The sequence below is a fragment of the Verrucomicrobiia bacterium genome, assembly GCA_035765895.1.
Classification (GTDB): domain Bacteria; phylum Verrucomicrobiota; class Verrucomicrobiia; order Limisphaerales; family DSYF01; genus DSYF01.
Window position 1 is genome coordinate 1 of the sequence record DASTWL010000061.1, and the last position, 19,671, is coordinate 19,671.

At 63.8% G+C, this 19,671-nt stretch carries 9 protein-coding genes; 8 read left to right on the forward strand and 1 reads right to left on the reverse strand.

Translation table 11 applies throughout. From position 1 onward, the window contains the following. From VFV96_12195 to VFV96_12230, 8 genes are all read left to right on the forward strand, one after another. A partial coding sequence (locus VFV96_12195; protein ID HEU5071157.1) for a hypothetical protein occupies nt 1-659 on the forward strand: 659 nt, incomplete at its 5' end. 86 nt (nt 660-745) lie between these two features. Continuing rightward, complete coding sequence (locus tag VFV96_12200) at nt 746-1,591, forward strand: prepilin-type N-terminal cleavage/methylation domain-containing protein (protein ID HEU5071158.1); 846 nt, start codon at nt 746-748, stop codon at nt 1,589-1,591. A gap of 104 nt (nt 1,592-1,695) precedes the next feature. After that, nucleotides 1,696-6,036 carry a family 78 glycoside hydrolase catalytic domain gene (locus tag VFV96_12205; GenBank protein ID HEU5071159.1) on the forward strand — a complete coding sequence of 1,447 codons (4,341 nt, stop codon included), beginning with the start codon at nt 1,696-1,698 and terminating at the stop codon, nt 6,034-6,036. A gap of 31 nt (nt 6,037-6,067) precedes the next feature. Further along, the gene (locus VFV96_12210; protein ID HEU5071160.1) at nt 6,068-7,786 is read left to right on the forward strand and encodes a hypothetical protein; all 1,719 of its coding nucleotides are present in this window, start codon (nt 6,068-6,070) and stop codon (nt 7,784-7,786) included. A 5-nt stretch (nt 7,787-7,791) separates the two neighbouring features. Next, on the forward strand, nt 7,792-10,980 hold the full coding sequence (locus VFV96_12215; protein HEU5071161.1) for a glycosyl hydrolase: 3,189 nt from the start codon (nt 7,792-7,794) through the stop codon (nt 10,978-10,980). Nucleotides 10,981-11,002: 22 nt separating this feature from the next. Next, a complete protein-coding gene (locus tag VFV96_12220) occupies nt 11,003-14,614 on the forward strand; it encodes a glycosyl hydrolase (protein ID HEU5071162.1) in 3,612 nt (1,203 codons plus the stop codon). Further along, nucleotides 14,611-16,107: an ATP-binding protein gene (locus VFV96_12225; GenBank protein HEU5071163.1), complete on the forward strand. Its 1,497-nt coding sequence runs from the start codon at nt 14,611-14,613 to the stop codon at nt 16,105-16,107. Before VFV96_12220 ends, VFV96_12225 begins: the two co-directional genes overlap by 4 nt. Next, complete coding sequence (locus VFV96_12230; protein HEU5071164.1) at nt 16,070-16,804, forward strand: response regulator transcription factor; 735 nt, start codon at nt 16,070-16,072, stop codon at nt 16,802-16,804. Before VFV96_12225 ends, VFV96_12230 begins: the two co-directional genes overlap by 38 nt. Here VFV96_12230 and VFV96_12235 read toward each other — a convergent pair. Beyond that, nucleotides 16,767-19,607: a glucosidase gene (locus tag VFV96_12235; GenBank protein HEU5071165.1), complete on the reverse strand. Its 2,841-nt coding sequence runs from the start codon at nt 19,605-19,607 to the stop codon at nt 16,767-16,769. The two genes, VFV96_12230 and VFV96_12235, sit on opposite strands and share 38 nt — an antisense overlap. Nucleotides 19,608-19,671 lie beyond the last annotated feature (64 nt).

Below are 19,671 nucleotides of genomic sequence, written 5' to 3' on the forward strand. Positions count from 1 at the left end.
CGGCGCTCACGGATGGCACGCTCGGGCCGACCGGGCTGGGCACGACCAACTTCGCCACCTGCGGCGGCGCTTTCGGGGCCGGGTCTTCCGTGATTTACGCAGCGGCGAGCGGCTGGGATTTGACGAACATCGTTGTTTACAGCGGTTGGGGGAATTACGACCGCGACGGCCAGTTCTACGACATCACCTATTCGACCCTGGCGGCGCCGACCACCTTCGTCCCGCTGGTGAGCGTGGATTACAACCCGCTGGCCGGTTTCGGGCCGTCGGTGAATCGCGTGGCTATTTCGCCCACCAACGGCGCGACCACGCTGGCCACGAACGTGTATGCGGTGAAGTTCGACTTCACGCGCCAGGGCACGCAGGACAACGGCTATTCCGGCTACAGCGAAATCGTCTTGCAGGGAACGAGCCTGGCGCCGGCCCAGCCGCCAACCCTCAGCAGCACCGCGCCGGGTGACGGCACGCTGGTGTTGACGGGTGCGGGCGGCACACCGGGACGCGCCTATTCGGTGTTGAGCACGACCAACCTGCTGGCGCCGCTCGACAGTTGGACGGTCAGCACGACGGGCGTGCTGGACGGCACCGGTTCCTTTTCCAACACCATCCCGGTCAACGCCGGTGAGCCGGAGCGATTCTTCCGCATTCGCGTTCCGTGAGGGGAGGTGGGGCACAGTTGGATTCAGTCGGGCTGCCGCCCGTCCCGGACCGGGGTTCCGGGGCGGGCGGCGTTTGTGGATGGCTTATGAAATGCAGACCGGTTTGTTCCCGCGCGTTTACCTTGATTGAGTTGCTGGTGGTCATCGCCATCATCGCCATCCTGGCGGCGTTGCTGTTGCCGGCGTTGTCCCGGGCCAAGGAGCGCGCCACCGGCATCAACTGCCTCAGCAATCTGCGGCAACTGACGCTGGCGGCCTTGCTCTATGGCGGGGATTTCAGCGACGCGATTCCGCCCAACCGCGGGCAGACGCTGGATTCCTGGGTGCCCGGGGGCAATGCGACCTATGATGTCGATTCGCTGCCCGGCGCCACCAATGTCGCGAACCTCCGTGCCGCGTTGCTCTATCCCTACAACCGCTCCGATGGCATCTACCGTTGTCCGGGTGACAAGAATCTGGTCGAAGGCACCAGCCTGCCGCGCGTGCGGGATTACTCGCTGAATGGCATGATGGGCGACAACGCCGGATTCGGCGTGGATGTGCATCCCAATATTTCCGAACACAAACGGTTCACGGACGTCGTCATTCCCAGCCCGGCGGGCGCTTCGTTCTTCATCGACGAGCAGGCCAGTGCGAGCACGTTGAAATCCAAAACGAGCGTGGACGATGGCTACTTTGCCGTGGATTCGGGCAGCGGTTCCAAAACGACCTACAACAGCCAGATCTGGCGCAACGTCCCGGCCAGCCGGCATGGCGACTGCGGGCAATTGTCCTACGCCGACGGGCACGCCGCCAAAATGAGGTGGCTCGTGCCAGGCACGCACGCCTTGCAAGGCCAGGACGCCAGTTCCGCCGTGTTCAACAACGCGGACCGCAAGCAACTTTGGCTGAGCACCTATGCCTCCGGATCGGTGCCGGGGGTGCCATGGTGACGGCCGCCCACAGGGGCCTGGCGTTGGTGGGGCGTGGCGGCCGTCGGCGGGCCGGCGAAGTCCTGCGTTCTTCGTTCAATTCATTTTTCGGACCATCTCGTTTCATGAAATTGGCAATACATCGCGTCCGGGCGGTGGCAATGGGGGTTGCGCTGACGGTCGGCGTGGGTGGCGGGCTGGCGCAAGGCGCGTTGCTCCCCGTGAACCTGCGGTGCGCGGACCGCGTGAATCCGCTGGGCATTGGCGACGCGGCACCGCGGCTGTCGTGGCAGTTGCAGGGCGATGACGCGGCGCGCGGCGAGGTGCAGAGCGCGTATCAAATCCAGGTTGGCTCGACGCCCGGCGCGGCGGATTTGTGGGACAGCGGCAAGGTGCTCAGCCGTCAAACGGTGGACGTCGGGTATGCGGGGCTGCCATTGACGAGCGGCCAGGCCTGTTACTGGCGGGTGCGAACCTACGACGGCGGCGACCAGGTTTCGGCATGGAGCGCGCCCGCGCAGTGGTCGATGGGATTGTTGCAACGCACCGACTGGAGCGCGCAGTGGATCGGTTACGACGCGGCCTACAACCTCACGCCGGCGCAGGCCACGAACAACGCCCTGTTCAACACCGCCGGGCTCGGCTGGATTCGCTGTCCCGGACAGGTGGCCCAGGGTGGAATTCACCAGTCGGCCTTGCGCCGGCCAGTGGTAATGCCGGCCGGCCAGAGCATCACCAACGCCGTCCTGGCGCTGTATGCGGACAACGAGTGCCGGGCGTTTGTGAACGGGGTGGCGGCCACGAATGAGGCGCTGCGCTGGGAAGCCACCGCGCGGATCAATGTGACGTCACTGCTGCACACGGGCACCAACCTGCTTGCGCTTTCCACCACCAACAGCGACGCCCAGCAGCCGGCCAGCGTGATTGGCCGGCTTGTCGTGCAGTTCGCGTCCGGCAGTGTGACCAACCTCCCGGTGGACACGTCGTGGAAGGCCGCCCAGTGGCCGGCGGGGAACTGGACGCAGCCGGGCTACGACGACGCCAGCTGGGTCACGCCCGAAAGCACCGGCACGCCATGGGGCCTGCCGGCGTTGAATGACCTGGCCCGCGTGCCCGCGCCGTATCTGCGGAAGGAATTCACAGTTGGCCCGGCCGTCCGGCGCGCGATGGTTTATGTCACCGCGCTCGGCACCTACGAATTGCATCTCAACGGCCAGAAAGTGGGCAACGACGTGCTGACGCCGGGTTGGACGCAGTTCTCGAAGCGGGTTTACTACCAGACCTACGATGTCACCACGATGGTTGGTGCGGGCACGAATGTCATCGGCGCCATTCTCGGCGACGGCTGGTATGCGGGCGATGTGGGTTACAAGGGCAGCCGGCTCAATTACGGCGGCCTGCCCCGGCTGCTGGTGCAACTCGTCATCGAACTGGCGGACGGCACGACGCAAACGGTGGTCAGCGACGGCTCGTGGAAGGCGCGTTACGGGCCGATACAATTTGCCGACCTGTTGATCGGTTCGGATTACGACGCGCGGCGCGAGCTGCCCGGCTGGGACGCGGCGCCGTTCGATGACCACGACTGGGCGCCGGTGTTGACCGGGCTCAAAGCCACCACCGGCGGCTATGCGGACGTGACCACCAACGTCGCCGGCCTGGTGGTGAACAACCAGCTCAACTTCGTGGTTGGCAACGACGCGCTCGGCGGCGATCCGGCTTACGGCATCGTCAAGACGTTGGAAATGGATTTCTCGCTGGGTGGCACGAATCAGACGGCGTTCTTCGGCGAAAACGAAACGGTGAACCTGGGCGGCGCTGGCCTGCCATTGACGATTGGGCGGGCGTTCTATGGCAACCCCGCGGCTTTTCCGGGGCTGGGCGGGATGCGGTTGCAGGCGGCGGTCACCGAGCCGGCCCGGGTGATGGAAACGCTGCCGGCCATTCAACTCACCGAACCCAAGCCGGGTCGTTACACCTTCGATTTGGGCCAGAACATGGTGGGCTGGGTGCGGTTGAACATGAGCGGTCTGCCAGGCGACCGAATCACGGTGCGCCACGGCGAAATGCTGAATCCCGACGGCACGGTTTACACGGCCAACCTGCGCGGCGCCAACGCGACGGATTGCTACACCTTCGGCACAAATGGCGCCGTGGTTTACGAGCCGCGTTTCACGTTCCACGGCTTTCGCTACGTGGAAGTGCGCGGCCTCTCCGTCCCGCCCCAGTTCAACACCGTGACCGGCGTGGTGGTGCATTCGGACCTGCCGCGGACGGGGCACTTCCAATGTTCAGACCCCCTGGTGAATCAACTCTTCAGCAACATCATCTGGGGGCAGAAGGGCAATTACCTCGAAGTGCCCACGGATTGTCCGCAACGGGATGAACGCCTTGGCTGGAGCGGCGATACGGAATTTTTCGTGCCCACCGCGGCCTACAACTTCGACGTGCAGTCGTTTTTCCGCCGGCACATGACGACGTTCTGCGAGGATTCCCAGCAGGCGGACGGCTCCTTCGCCAACGTGGCGCCGGACGTCGGTGCGGGCAGCGGCGCGGCGGCGTGGGGCGACGCCGCGTGGATTTGCCCCTACGTTATGTATCAGGACTACGGCGACACCAACATCATCGCGGATCACTACGCAGCCTGGCAGAAATACGGCGCGTTCTTGGCCGCGCACGCCACGAACCACGTAATTGCGAGCCTGCCCGGCGACTTCGGGGACTGGGTGAATCTCGGCGGCGGCGCGTCGAGCCGGGTGATTGACACGGCGTTTTACGCCTACTACGCGCAGGCGATGTCCGAGATGGCTGCTGTTCTCGGTCGGAACGCGGACGCGGCCAGCTACGCGACGCTGCACAGCAACATCGCCGCGGCATTCGCGGACTTCTTCAAGGCGGATGGTTCGTTCACGGACGACAGCAGCCAGACCGGCTACGCGCTCGCCTTCACGCTCGGGCTGGTGCCGGGCAATTTGCGCAGCGCGGCGGCGCAACGATTCGCGGACAGCATCGCGCAATTCGACGGTCATCTCGCCACCGGTTTCATTGGCACACCGCGCCTGCTGCCGGCGTTGCACGCTGCGGGCCGCGACGACCTTGCCTATCAATTGCTGCTCCAGAAAACCTATCCCTCGTGGCTGTATCAGGTGACGCTGGGCGCGACCACCATGTGGGAACGGTGGGACGGGTGGACCCCGGGCGGCGGGTTTCAAACCGTCGGGATGAATTCATTCAACCACTATGCCTTCGGCGCTGTGGGCGAGTATTTATACGGCGTTGTGGGTGGCATCAAACCGGCCCGGCCCGGTTATGAATCCATCCGCATTCAACCCGTGCCGGGCGTGGGATTGACGTGGGCGGACGCCCGTTACGATTCGATCCGCGGTCCGATTGCCACCACGTGGACCAATCGCGACGACCGCTTTGACCTCGCCGTGTCCATCCCGCCGAACACCACGGCGGAGGTCTGGGTGCCCACGACCAATGCCGCCGCAATCACCGAGAGCGGCGGGCCGGCGGCGAGTGCGCCGGGCGTGACGTTTACGGGCGTCTCCAACAATTGCGCCGTGTTTCAGGTCGGCTCCGGTCATTACCTGTGGTCTTCGCCGCTGCCCACCGCGCAACCGACGGGACCGGAGATTCTCATTGCCACCACCAATCAGACGGGCAGCGGCACGGGCACGTTTTACCCGAACTGGGGCTGGGTGACCAACGGCAGTCTGATTGCCGGACAGGCGCCGGCGACGGCGCAGGGCAATTTCAGCGAGGAAGCGAACGGGCGGAGTGTCAATGCGCTCACCGCGGGCGGCAGCCTGGCGTTGACGCAGATCACCGGCAATCCCGGCTATCCCATCACGACCAGCACGAACTACGTGACCTGCGGCAACGGGAACGGCGCCGGCTCCGTGCTCATCTACGCGCTCACGAATGCGCCGGCGGGTTATGACGTGACCAACATCACGGTCTATGGCGGTTGGGCGGATGCCGGGCGCGACCAGCAGGCTTACGGCGTTTACTGCTCGACGGTCGCGGCGCCGGCCACGTTCACCAAGCTGACGAGCGTCAACTTCAACCCGCCCAATCCGGCCAACGTGCAATCGGCCACGCGGGTCAGCATTTCGTCCGCCGCGGGTGTGCTGGCCACCAACGTGGCGGCGGTGAAGTTTGATTTCACCAGTCCCGCCTCCGAGAACGGCTTTTGCGGCTACGGCGCCATTGCCATCTTTGGCAAACCCAGCGTGATTCCGCGCCCGGCCATGAGCGCATCAGTGCCGGGGGAGTTGAACCGCTTCGTCATGGATGTCACCGGCCTCTTTCCAGGCTGGAGCTACACGCTCCAGAGCACGACCAATCTGATCGCGCCCGCGTGGCTGGCGGAAACCAACTTCATTGCCACGCAGCCTGCGGTCAGCTTTACCTTTTCCACGCTGAATCCCGCGCAAAAGTTTTTTCGCGTTGTGGGAAATTGATGGAAAAGCATTCTTGGTGCGTCTTTCAACCGTGAGCAACAACCCGCATCACCACCCGACCCGACCGGTGGTCATCCGTCCGTGCGTCCGGTGGGCGTTTGCCTTGCTGGCGGGGATTTGCGGATCCCTGGTCGCCGTCCACCCGGCCCCGGCGAACGCGGCCGAACCGCGCATCGTCAATATTTACAACTTCATTCGCAATTCGGACTTTCGTCTGCCTGACTCCGAGGCGGTGCTCTTCGACTGCACGCGGCGCCAGATCGAGCTGTTGAAACGTTCCGGATTGCCGGCGACGTGGGCGTTGCAATACGACGCCTTGATGAACCCCCGCTACCAGCAGTTGCTCAAGACGGAACTGGGCACCAATGATGAGATCGCCGCCTGGTGGGAAATTCCGCAAGCGCTGGCCGAGAAGGCCGGCCTGCCCTGGCGCGGGCAGCACGCGTGGGATCCGGTGGCGAACGTGGGATTCTCGCCGGGTTACCCGCCGGAAGCACGGCGCCGGCTCGTGGATGTTTACATGGCGGACTTCAAAGCCGTCTTCGGCTGCTATCCCCGCACGGTGGGCTCGTGGTATATCGACGAAATCACCCTGGCTTACCTGGCCGAACGCTACGGCATCGTGGCGTCGTGCAACTGCAAGGATCAAATCGGCACCGACTTTTACACGCTGTGGGGCGGCTATTGGAACCAGGCTTACTATCCCAGCCGGCTCAACGCCTACATGCCGGCCCAGACCCGGGCGGGGCAGATCAATGTGCCCATCTTTCGGATGCTGGGCAGTGATCCGATTTATCAGCACGGCACCACGCCTGGTTTGCAATCGTTGGAACCGGTTTACCCCGAATCCGGCGGCTCGCCCCGCTGGGTGGCCTGGTTCATGAACAACCTCGTGCATCAACCATCGCTCGCGTTCGGCTACGCCCAAGCCGGTCAGGAGAACTCGTTTGGCTGGGACGCGATGAAGACGGGGTTGACCCATCAGGTGGAAATGTTCGCGGCGGCGGCCAGGGCTGGCAGCATTCGGGTGGAAACCCTCGCGCAAACCGGGCGCTGGTTCCGCGAACATTATCCGCTCACGCCGGCGACGTCCGTGGTGGCCCTGGACGATTGGAAAAACCAAAACCGCAGGACGGTCTGGTATGACAGCCGGTTTTATCGGCTGAACCTCCTCTGGGAGAGCAACGCGTTTTTCATCCGCGACCTGCATTGCTTCGACGAATCGGTCGTTTCGCCCACGCACCGAACGGCGCTCATGGCGACGTCGCTGGCTTACGAGACGTTGCCGGTCATGGATTGGGCCGTCTGGTCCCGGCAGAGCCCGAAGCCGGTCGGCGCGTGGCCGGTTTTTTTGTCGGCCGATGAGGTTGTTACGCCGATGACGCCCGTGGGCGAGCCGGTCGTCAAGGAACGCGGCGCAACCACGTTGAGCCTCGAGCAACCTCTGGCCGGCGGTGGAACGTTGTCCATCGTCTGCGCCGAAACCAGCCTCACGTTCGACGCGGTGAGCGGGTCGGGCCGGCCGGCGCGCTGGGCGTTGCAACTCGTCGGCGGAGAGGGGTTGAAATCCGTGGTGAAACAGGTCACAACGAACGCGGTCACCTGCGACTTTGCCGGAACGAATTATCGGATCGGGTTGGCGCCGGGGATGGGCAGCTGCCGTTCGCTCGACGATGGCGTCCTCCGGATGGCCGCAAACCCGGCGGGCAAACTGGTCATCAACCTCAACGTCCACGAGCCTCAACGCTGATAAGAATGATAACAAAAGCCTTGCTGGTCTTGCTCCTGTCGCTCGGCGTCGGGCTTTCGCGGGCGGCCGATCTCGCCAAACCCTTTGCCCATCCGCCCGCCTCCGCCCGGCCGTGGGTGTATTGGTTTTGGAACAATGGCAACATTACCAAGGCCGGCATCACCGCCGACCTGGAGGCCATGCAGCGCGTGGGCATCGGCGGGGTCATCATCATGGACGTGGTGGAACGCTTTGCGCCGCCGCCCGGCCCGGCGGATTACCTGAACGCCGAGTGGCAGGAGTTGTTCTGCTTTGCCGTTGCCGAGGCGCACCGGCTGGGCCTGGAAATCAACCTTACCAACGGGCCGGGCTGGTGCGGCAGCAGCGGACCGTGGATCACGCCTGAGCTGTCCATGCAGATGCTCGTCGTTACGAATGTCGCGGTGACGGGGCCATTGCGATTTGCCACCGTCCTGCCGCGTCCAGCCATGGGCAGCGTCCGGCCGCACGATGGTTTCAACAGCACGGTGAAATATGATGATTATTATCGCGACATTGCCGTGCTGGCGTATCCCGCGACCACGAATGCGTTCCTGCCTCCGGAAGCGGTTTTGAACCTGACCACGAACCTGGACCGCGAGGGCAACTTGAACTGGGAGGTGCCGGCCGGGGCATGGGTCATCGCGCGGATCGGGCACACCACGACGGGCTCCTCCACCCGCCCACCGGTCAAGGGTGGCAATGGCCTCGAATGCGACAAACTAAGCCGCGCGGCGATGGATGTCCATTTCACGAACCTGCTGGGAAAGCTCATCACGGAAATCGGCCCGCTGGCCGGGCGGACGTTGGTGGCGACACACATTGACAGTTGGGAGGTGGGCGCGCAGAACTGGACGGCCCAATTGCGGGAGGAGTTTTTGAAGCGGCGCGGCTATGATCCGCTTCCCTATTTGCCGGATGTGATTCACGCCAATGATCACGTCGTGATCGGCGCCCCGGCCATCGCCCGGCGTTTTCGCTGGGACTACGACCAGACGATTGCGGAATTGCTCGCGGAAAATTATGTCGGCCGGCTGGCCGAACTGGCGCACCAGCATGGCCTGCGGCTCAGCATCGAGGGCTACGATTTGCCCTTTGGTGACGAAGCAACCTACACGGCCGCGGCCGATGAACCGATGAGCGAGTTCTGGGCGACCGGCGGAAATCAGAACGAGGCCAAGGCGCGGCAGATGGCGTCGGTCGCGCACATCATGGGAGAAAAGATCGTCGGCGCGGAGGCGTTTACCTCGGGCGACAACGAGCAGTGGAAGTTTCATCCGGCGACCGTCAAGGCCCTTGGCGATTACGAGTTTTCCCAGGGCATCAACCGGTTTGTCATCCATCGCTACGCGTTTCAGCCGTATCTCGACCGTTACCCTGGTTCCACGATGGGGCCGTGGGGACTGCACTACGAACGCACCCAGACCTGGTGGGAAATGTCCGGGCCCTGGCACGAATACCTGGCCCGCTGCCAGTTCATGTTGCGGCAGGGATGGTTCGTCGCTGATCTGTGCTACCTGCGTCCGCAGTTGCCCAACCAGACTTATTTCACTCCCAATCCGGCCGTTCCGGACGGTTACAAATACGATGAATGCAGCGCCGCGGCGTTGTTGTCCAGGATGCGCGTGAAGGCCGGACGGCTGGTGTTGCCGGACGGCATGAGCTATCGCCTGCTGGTGCTGCCCGCCGGAGTGCGGTCGATGACGCCGGAGCTCGTCAAAAAAATCAAACAACTGGTCGCCGACGGAGCCACTGTGTTCGGTCCGCGTCCGCTCGCTTCGCCCAGCCTTGCCGATTATCCCAAGTGCGATGACGAAGTGACGCAACTGGCGGCGCAGGTCTGGGGTGATTGTGACGGCGAGACCGTGACGGAACATGCCTTTGGCAAAGGCCGGGTCATTTGGGGGCAGCCGTTGAAAACCGTCCTGGAAAAATTGCCGACGCCGGCGGATTTCACGGCGAGCACGAAGCTGAACTGGATTCATCGCGAGGTGGGCGGGCAGCAGGTTTACTTTGTGGCCAATGAACGGGCCATTCCGGTGGAAGCGCGTTGCACGTTCCGGGTAAAGAATCTGCGGCCCGAGTTGTGGGATCCGAAAACCGGAACGATTTCGCCCTTGCCCCTGTTTGCGGAAACGAATGGGACGATTGCCGCAACCTTGCGCTTGGGCGGCAGTGGTTCGACGTTTGTGGTCTTTCGCCAGCGCAGCCGGCCGGCCGATTCCGTGATCGATTTCACCCGCGCCGGGCAGCCTGTGGTGCCGTTGACCCGGGCGTCGGTCATTCGGATTCAGCGCGCCATTTACGGGGTGCCGGGCGACGCGTCACGCACGCGGGATGTGGCGGCCAAATTGCAGGCGCTGGTGGACGGCGGGCAAACGGATTTCCGGGTCACCCAAATGGCCGCGGGCGACGATCCGGCTTACGGCATTGTCAAAACCCTCGAGGCGGATTACACCGTTGACGGCGGCGCGCATCACCTCAGCGCGAAAGATCCCGACGCAATCAGCCTCGCAGCGGTCCAGGCCGTGCCCGAACGGCCGGCGGAACTCGAATCCGATGCCAATGGCACCTTGCGTTTGGCAGCGCGCGAGCCCGGTCAATATGAATGGAAGACTGCGGCCGGAACGGTGCGACGGGTGGACATTGCTGCGGTGCCTGCGCCGCAGGAAATCACCGGACCGTGGGAGGTTCATTTTCCGCCCAAGTGGGGAGCGCCGTCACAAATCACCCTGGAGCGCCTGAGTTCATTGAGCGATTCGCCGATCGCCGGTGTTAAGTATTTTTCCGGCACGGCGACCTACGTGACGACGTTTGACTGGAATCCGGTTGCCGGTCCGGGCCAATCGAAGCCTGAATACTGGCTGGATCTGGGCGGGGTGCAGGTGATGGCGGCATTGCGACTGAATGGGCACGACCTGGGTGTTTTATGGAAACCACCGTTCCGCCGGAACATCACGGATGTGCTGAAACCCGGCCGTAATTCTTTGGAAATCCGGGTGGCGAATCTCTGGCCCAACCGGATGATCGGCGACGCGGCCTTGCCGGCAGCGGAGCGCTTTACGTGGAGTTCGTATGAGCCCTTCACCAAGGATTCGCCGCTGCCGGAGTCCGGTCTGCTCGGCCCGGTAACCATTCACACGATTGAAACCAGCCTGCCGTCCTCGAAGAATTGAACCCGGTTGTCCCCGCATGAATATGAAACGCACCCAACCTCTCCACTTTTCCCTTTTCGTCGCCTCCTTCGGGAGCGTAACGCTCCTTGGCGCATGGCTGCTGGCGCTCGGGGCCAGCTCGTTGTCGGCTGCGCCAGCCGATCCGCTGGAAGCCGGCTTTCGCAATCCGCCCGATGCGGCGAAGCCCCAGACGTGGTGGCATTGGATGAACGGCAATATCACCCGGGCCGGCATCACCGCCGACCTCGAAGCGATGAAGGCCATCGGCCTCGGCGGCGCGACGATTGTGAACGTGGACTGCGGGATTCCGTCCGGGCAGGTGAAATTCATGAGTCCTGAATGGCGCGCAGACTTCAAATTTGCGGTGCAGGAGGCGGACCGGCTTGGGCTCAAGCTGTCCGTGGAAAACTGCGCCGGCTGGTCCAGCAGCGGCGGTCCGTGGAACACGGTGACCAACGCCATGCAGCGCCTGACGGCCAGCGAAACCAATGTCAGCGGGCCCGGCGAGTTCGCCGCCGTGCTCCCGCAACCGCCGGTGACGCTGGGCTATTATCGCGACATCACGGTGCTCGCGTTCAAGACGCCGCCGGAAGTGCCGGCCGAGCCCGCGAATGCCGCGCCTGCGGGCGAGCGGATTGTCATCCAGCGCGCCGTGTTTGAGACGAAGGCCGGCGGGGCGGCGGCGGACGTGACGGCGAAGATCAACCGCCTGATTCAACGTGGCCAAAGGTCGGTGGTCGTCGGCCCGGATGAATTCGGCGATCCGGCCTACGGACAGGTCAAGCAACTGCGCCTCGAATTCACGCACAACGGCCAGCCCGGCACGTTGACCGTGGACGAAGGCGAGACGCTGCGGTTGCCGGTTCAAGGGGCGGCGCTGGCGGCGGTGCGATCGGGGGCCAAGACGGATGTGGACCGCACCTTTGCCAAGCCACCGCCCGCATCCGCCGCCACCGCGGGTGCAATCATTCCGCGTGACGGCATCTTGGATTTGACGGCGAACCTGGGCGCGGACGGCCGTCTGCAATGGCGCGTTCCGGCCGGGCAGTGGACGATTCTGCGCCTCGGGCATACGCCGACCGGCAAGAACAATCACCCGGCGCCCGCGGAGGGCACGGGTTTGGAATGCGACAAGTTCAGCCAGGCGGCGTTGGACGCGCATTGGGCCGGCTTCATGGAGAAGATTCTCAGTGACGTCGGCCCGCTGGCCGGCCGGACGCTCGACACCTCGTTGATCGACAGCTACGAAGTCGGCGACCAGGACTGGACCGGAACGTTTCGCGAGGAATTCATCCGGCGGCGCGGCTACGATCCCTTGAAGTTCCTGCCCGTGTTTACCCGGCGCGTGGTGGACAATCCGGCCGTGACGGCGCGGTTTCTCTGGGACATGCGCCGCACCATCGCCGATTTGTTTGCGGAGAATTACTTTGGGCACTTTGCCGAACTCTGCCGCCAGCACGGGCTGCTGAATGCCGTCGAGCCTTACACGGGGCCGTTCGAGTCGTTGCAATGCGGCGCGCCGGCGGACGTGGTGATGGGTGAATTCTGGAGCGGCTCGTCGGGGCATCCGTCGGTCAAACTGGCCGCCTCCATCGCGCACATTTACGGCAAAACCATCGTCGGCGCCGAATCGTTCACGGCCAGCCCCGAGCACGGGCGCTGGCAAAATGATCCGTATGGGCTCAAGCCGCTCGGCGATTTGATGTTCTGCCAGGGCCTGAACCGCTACATCTTTCATCGCTACGCGCATCAGCCGTGGCTGGACCGCTGGCCCGGCATGACAATGGGGCAGTGGGGCTTTCACTTCGAGCGCACCGAAACGTGGTGGAACCAGGGCAAGCCGTGGATCGATTACATCTCGCACTGCCAGTTTCTCCTGCAACAGGGCCGCGCGGTCGCCGACGTGGCGTATTTCACCGGTGAAAGCGCACCGGTCGAAATGCGGGAAGGCAAGCCGCCGCTGCCCGCGGGCTACGATTATGACGCCGTGAACGCGGCGGTGTTGCAACAGGGCGCCACCGTCCGCAAAGGCCGTGTCACGCTTGCGAGCGGCGCCAGCCATGCCGTGCTCGTCCTGCCGCCTGACGACATCAACCTGACGCCGCAAATGCTGGCGTGTCTCCGCAAACTCGTGCGCGCCGGGGCGACCGTGGTGGGCCCGCGGCCGCAACATTCACCGAGTCTCGCCGGCTATCCGCAATGTGATGCGGAGGTGAAGCAACTCGTCAATGAGTTGTGGGGCGCGTGCGACGGCACCAAGGTGCAGGAGAACCGTTGTGGCAAAGGACGCGTCATTTGGGGCCAATCGCTCGACCAGATCCTGGCGGCACAAAAGCTGGGCCCGGATTTTAGTCACGGCCCGGGCGAGCCCGCCGCACGACTGGCTTACGCGCATCGGACCACGGGCAAGGCCGACATTTATTTTGTCTCCAATCAGCAGCGGCGATTTGCGACGGTCGAGTGCTCATTCCGTGTGAGCGGCCGGACACCGGAGCTCTGGCATCCGGACACCGCTGTGATTGAACCCGCGCCAGTCTGGACGAGCCACGACGGACGCACCTCGGTCCGGTTGGACCTGGATCCGGCCGGGTCGGTGTTCGTGGTGTTCCGGTCCGCGGCGAAGAAAAGTCCGCATCTGATTGCCGCGCAGGGCGAGTTCGCGGACCACCCCGGCGCCCGGCCGGTTCTGAAAATCCAGCGCGCGATTTATGGCGCAACGGACGGTGCGGGCGAAATGGACGTCACAGCCAAATTCAACGGTCATTTGGTGGACGGCCAGGTGGAACTCGCCGTGGGCAACGACACCTTTGGCCGTGATCCGGCCAAGGATCACCGGAAGGAACTGCGCGTGGATTATACGCTGGATCAGCAGCCGGGTCACGCGACCGTGGCTGAAGGCGAAACGCTCACGCTGCCGCCGGGTGCGGTCATTGATCCGGCGCCGCGCTGGACCATTCGCACCCGGGCGGACGGCTCGGCGGCAATCACCGCGTGGAGCAACGGCCGGGTGAAGTTGCAGCCGGCGCGCGGTCGCGAGCGCACCGTGGAGGTCGGCGGTTTGCCGGACGCGCAACCAGTCGCCGGTGAATGGCAACTGAGCTTCCCGCCGCATTGGGGCGCGCCGCCGTCCCTGACCCTGGAGAAGTTGATGTCGTGGACGGATTCCACGAACGCCGGCGTGCGTTATTTCTCCGGCACGGCGACCTACGAAAAGGAGCTGACGATTGCCGCCGATCAGTTTGGTGCGAACCGCGAATTGTGGCTCGACCTGGGTGCGGTGAAAAACTTTGCCGAAGTTTCGCTCAACGGACAGGACCTGGGGGTGTTGTGGAAGCCACCGTTCCGGGTGAACCTTACGTCCGTCGCCAAGCCGGGCCGGAACACGCTGGTCGTCAAGGTAACCAATCTCTGGCCAAACCGGATCATCGGCGATGAGCAGTTGCCCGCGGACTGCGAATGGGATGGCAAACAACTCAAGGCCTGGCCGCAGTGGCTGCTCGACGGCAAGCCCAGTCCGACGGGCCGGCTCACCTTCACCACGTGGCATCACTACACCAAGGATTCGCCGTTGCTCGAATCGGGGCTGCTCGGCCCCGTCACCTTGCAGTCGGCCGAGACGGTGGCGCTGCCTTGAAATCGCAAACGCCAGTCGAAGGCTGCCGCCGCGCGGCGCGGGAACGCATGCCGGCAGGCCTGGCTGTGTGGCTCGCGCTGATGCTGGGGCTGGCTGCCGTGCACGGACAGGACCACGGTTTGACCAACGTCCCGGCGACGCTGATGTCCTCCGAAACCTTCAGCAACACACTGGGCTCGTGGATTTGGGCGGACACCCGCGCCGACGGCCAGGTGTGCCGGTTTTGGCGGACCTTCACCGTTCCGGAGGGAACCCGTGTTCGCAAGGCCCGCCTGCGCATGACCGCGGACAATGAATTCATCCTGAGCCTCGACGGACGGGAGATGGGTCGCGGGGCCGAGTGGCGCGAGATTTATGACTTCGATCTCACGCCGCTGATTTCGCCGGGACGGCATGTGCTGGCCGTGCGGGCGCGGAATTCCTTCTCGTTCGCCGGGATGATCTTTGGACTGCGCGTTGACCTCGCGGATGGGCGGGTGATCGAGGTCAAATCGGATCCGACGTGGCGCATTGTGCCGGACGACTCGCGGCATTGGGAAACCGCGATCAGTGCCTTGCCGGACTGGCCCGCGGCCAGGGTGGTGGCGGCGTTCGGCGGTGATCCGTGGTCGCAAATGCCCGTCAACGTGAACGTCATGCCGGTGCTGCAACCCATTCATTTGTCCTTCTGGCAGACGGGCTGGTTTCAGGTCACGCTGCTGGCGGTTTGCGGCCTGGTCATGTTGCTCAGCCTCTGGTTGATGACGCAGCTCGCGTTGCACAAGCAGGAGCAGCTGCTCTTGCGCCGCGAACGTGCCCGCATCGCCCGCGACATTCACGATGATCTCGGTTCGCGGATGACGCAACTGGTGCTGCATGGGGAGGTGGCGTTGAGTGAACTGACGCCCGAAACCGCGGCCGGCGGGCAGTTGGAACGCATCTGCCAAGACGCGCGCGGCGTGCTTTCGACGCTCGATGAAATCCTCTGGGCCGTGAATCCGCGCCGCGACACGTTGAACGATTTCACCGCCTACGTGTGCAGCTACGCGGAGGAATTCCTCCGGCCGACGGCGATCCAGTGCCGGTTCGACGTGGACTCGGAAACGACGTCCGTGGTGCTGGACCTGCCGGTTCGTCGGGCGCTGCTCATGGCCATCAAGGAAACCCTGAACAATGCCGTAAAGCATTCGGGCGCCACGGAATTGCAGCTGCAGATCCAGCGGCGCGGGCGGAAGCTCGCGGTCGTGGTGACGGACAACGGCCAGGGCTTTGATCCGACGGCGGTCACGGCCCGGCGCAATGGCCTGACGAACATGGCCCAGCGGCTGCGCGAACTGGGCGGCACGTGTGTCGTCACCAGCCGGCCGGGGCAGGGTTGCCGCGTCGAGTTTGCCCTTGCCCTGAAACCCTCGCGTTGGCGACCGTTCACGAACTGGTGGCCGGCGAAATCCCCGGCCATAACCCGGTCATCCGCCCATGAAACCACGCAAACCAACGAATCCGCCGGGCACTAACGGCGCCACGGCTCCGGCTCCGCCTGCGGTGGGCCGGACCGCATTGAAGGTCGCGCTGGTCGAGGACCAGCCGAAGGTGCGCGAAAGCTGGAGCCGGCTCATCAATTCCTTTCCGGATTTCGCCTGCATCTGCACGTGCGCCACCGGCGAGGAAGCGTTGCGGGTGGTGCCCGAGACGCGGCCGGACGTGATTCTCATGGATATTTTTCTGCCGCGCATGTCGGGCATTGAATGCACCGTGCGGATGAAGGAGCTGCTGCCTGACACGCAAATCGTGATTTTGACGGCGATGGACGACCAGGAACTGGTTTTCATGGCGCTGGAGGCCGGGGCGGATGGCTACCTGTTGAAGCGCACGCGGCCGGCGGGTTTGCGGGCCGCGCTGCTCGATGTGCTGGGCGGCGGCGCACCGATGACCAGCCAGATTGCGCGGCGCGTCATCGAATCGTTTCGCCGCAAGTCCAAGGAGCCGGATGAGGGCACGCATTTGTCGGTGCGCGAGGAGCAAATCCTGCGGCTGCTGGCGCAGGGCTATTCGAACAAGCTGATTGCCGACAAGCTGGAGATCAGCGTCGATACGGTGTGCAGCCATCTCAAGCACGTCTTCGACAAGCTGCATGTGAACTCGCGCACCGAGGCGGTGGTGCGCTACATGGCGTTCAAGAACTCGCGCCAGAGTTCCGAAGGGGGCGGCTGACGCCGGGACCGGCCGGCTGATTTCCCACGGGCGGCTTCTTTCCGCGACGCACCGCGCCCGCATCAACCCGGCGCGGTTGCAGCAGCTTGGCAACGAGACCGGTCCAGCCCGTCTGGTGGGAGGCACCCAAACCACACCCTGTATCGCCGTGGAAATACTCGTGGAACAGCACGTAGTCGCGGAAATGCGGATCGGTGGCGAGTTTGGGATGTTGTTTCAACACGGGCCGCTGGCCGTCTGCGCCTTTCAAGAACAGTTTTGTCAACCGCTGCGTCAGTTCCACCGCAACTTCATTGATGGTGATGAACCGGCCGGAACCAGTCGGGCACTCGACCTTGAAATCATCGCCATAGTAGTGGTGGAATTTTTGCAGCGATTCGATGATGAGAAAGTTCATCGGCATCCAGACCGGGCCGCGCCAGTTGGAATTGCCGCCGAAGAGGCCGGACCGGGCTTCGGCCGGCCAGTAGCTGACGCTCAAGGTGTGTCCATCCGTGCGGAATTCATAGGGCTGCTCCAGATGCACGCGGGAGAGCGCCCGCGCGCCGTGGTCCGACAGGAATTCCGTCTCGTCCAGCAGGCGGCGCAGCAGGCATTTCATGCGGTGGCCGCGCAGGAGTGAAAGCAGTTTGCGGTCGCAGTCGCCGCATTCGTGCCAGCGCGAAACGAGTTTTGCGAGCTCGGGGCGATGGTTGAGATACCAGTCCATCCGGGCCGCAAATGCGGGCACCTGCCGCATTTGCGCGGGCTCGAGCGTCTCGACGGCGAAGAGGGGAATCAGCCCGACCAGCGAGCGCACTTTCAGCGGGATCTCCCGGCCGTCGGGCAGGCGCAGTTCGTCGTAGTAGAACTCATCCTGCTCGTCCCACAAGCCCAGGCCGTCCTCCTCCGTGTTGATGGCCGCGGCAATGCCCAGGAAGTGCTCGAAAAACTTCGTGGCGATGTCTTCGTAGGTCTTGTTGTGCTGGGCCAGTTCAAGTGCGATGCGCAGCAGGTTCAGGCAATACATCGCCATCCACGCGGTGCCGTCGGCCTGGTTGATGAACCCGCCGGTGGGCACGGGCGCGCTGCGGTCGAACACGCCGATGTTGTCGAGCCCGAGGAAGCCGCCCTGAAAAATGTTGCGGCCCTGCGCGTCCTTGCGGTTCACCCACCACGTGAAATTGAGCAGGAGCTTGTGATAGACACGCTCGAGAAAATGCAGGTCGCCCGGATCGGCGGGATTCGTGGCGCGCCGTTGTTTGCGGTCGATCTGAAACACGCGCCAGGTGGCCCACGCATGCACCGGCGGATTCACATCGCTGAAGGACCATTCGTAGGCGGGGAACTGGCCGTTCGGGTGCATATACCATTCGCGCGTCAGCAGCACGAGCTGGTGCTTGGCAAACCCGGCATCAACGAGCGCAAGCGAAATGGTGTGGAACGCGAGATCCCACGCCGCATACCACGGATACTCCCACTTGTCCGGCATGGAAATGATGTCGGCGTTGTTGAGGTGGGTCCATTCGTGGTTGCGGCCGAGCTTGCGTTCGGGCGGCGGCGGCGGCTCGGTCGGGTCGCCGCGCAGCCACTCGGGCACGTCGTAGTAATAGAACTGCTTCGACCAGATCATGCCGGCAAAGGCCTGGCGCTGCACGTTGCGGGCGTCGGCGTCGGTGATTTCGTGCTGGAGCGCGGCATAGAATTCATCGGCTTCGCTGCGGCGCTGGGTGAAGATGGCGTCAAAGTCGGCAAATGCTTTGGTGGCCGCCGCCATGAGTCGGCTCCGACTGGATGGAGCGGACTCATGTCCGTTGCTGCGGGTTAAACGCAGTCGCACGCTGACGGAACCACTGGCCGGAGCGGTGAGTTGATAATGTGCGGCGGCTTTCGTTCCTGATTGCTGCGGGTTCACGGCGGCTCTGTTGCCGTGGACGACGTAGTCGTGAAAAGCGTCCTTGAAGAAACCCGGTGCGTCCGGCCGGCCATAATGCCGGCGCGGGTTGGTTTCGTTTTCGGTGAAGAGCAAAGTCGGTGAACACCCGTCCTCGCCCGGGCCCTCTCCTCCGGGAAGAGGGAGGCCGTTACTCACTCTGTCGGCGAAAAACTGATGCTCTCCGAGTTCAGGGTGCTGGGCGACGATGACGCCGTCCTTGGCCTGCAATGACGGCCTGGCGCTGTTATTCTGCCACGACCAGGTGTTACGGAACCAGAGTTGCGGCAGGAGATGAATTGTCGCGGTTTCGGGTCCGCGATTCTGGATGGTCGCGCGCATCAGGATGTCGTCCGGCCCCGCCTTGGCGTATTCAACGAACACGTCGAAGTAGCGGTCGTCGTCAAAGAGGCCGGTGTCGAGCAGTTCGAATTCCGGCAGGCGGGGGTCGCTTTTGCGGCGATGGTTCTCCTCGACCAGCCGACGGTAGGGAAATTCCCGCTGGGGATACTTGTAGAGCAGCTTCAGGTGGGAATGCGTGGGCGTGGCGTCGAGGTAATAATACAACTCCTTCACGTCCTCTCCGTGGTTGCCTTCGTGGTTGGTCAGGCCGAACAGGCGTTCCTTGAGAATCGGGTCCTTCTCATTCCACAAGGCAAGCGAGAGACAGAGGCGGGCCTGCTTGTCGCTGAAGCCTGCCAGACCATCCTCACCCCAGCGGTAAGCGCGACTGCGGGCGTGATCATGTGGGAAATAGTCCCACGCTTCGCCGTTGGCAGAATAATCCTCCCGCACGGTGCCCCATTGGCGTTCGGCAAGGTAGGGCCCCCAGAGGCGCCAGGCTTCGGCGCCGTTTTGGGCGGCCGCGAGACGAAGTTGTTCGGCAGTCATGGTGGTGTGGAATCGTCAGCGCATTGAACCGTTGCAGGGTTGCATCGTTTGGATGCGAGTCAAT

Excerpts from the sequence above, each read along its gene's own strand:
- VFV96_12230 (HEU5071164.1), top strand. The coding sequence starts at position 16,070 with ATGAAACCACGCAAACCAACGAATCCGCCGGGCACTAACGGCGCCACG.
- VFV96_12235 (HEU5071165.1), bottom strand. The coding sequence starts at position 19,607 with ATGACTGCCGAACAACTTCGTCTCGCGGCCGCCCAAAACGGCGCCGAA.
- VFV96_12215 (HEU5071161.1), top strand. The coding sequence starts at position 7,792 with ATGATAACAAAAGCCTTGCTGGTCTTGCTCCTGTCGCTCGGCGTCGGG.
- VFV96_12220 (HEU5071162.1), top strand. The coding sequence starts at position 11,003 with ATGAAACGCACCCAACCTCTCCACTTTTCCCTTTTCGTCGCCTCCTTC.
- VFV96_12200 (HEU5071158.1), top strand. The coding sequence starts at position 746 with ATGAAATGCAGACCGGTTTGTTCCCGCGCGTTTACCTTGATTGAGTTG.
- VFV96_12205 (HEU5071159.1), top strand. The coding sequence starts at position 1,696 with ATGAAATTGGCAATACATCGCGTCCGGGCGGTGGCAATGGGGGTTGCG.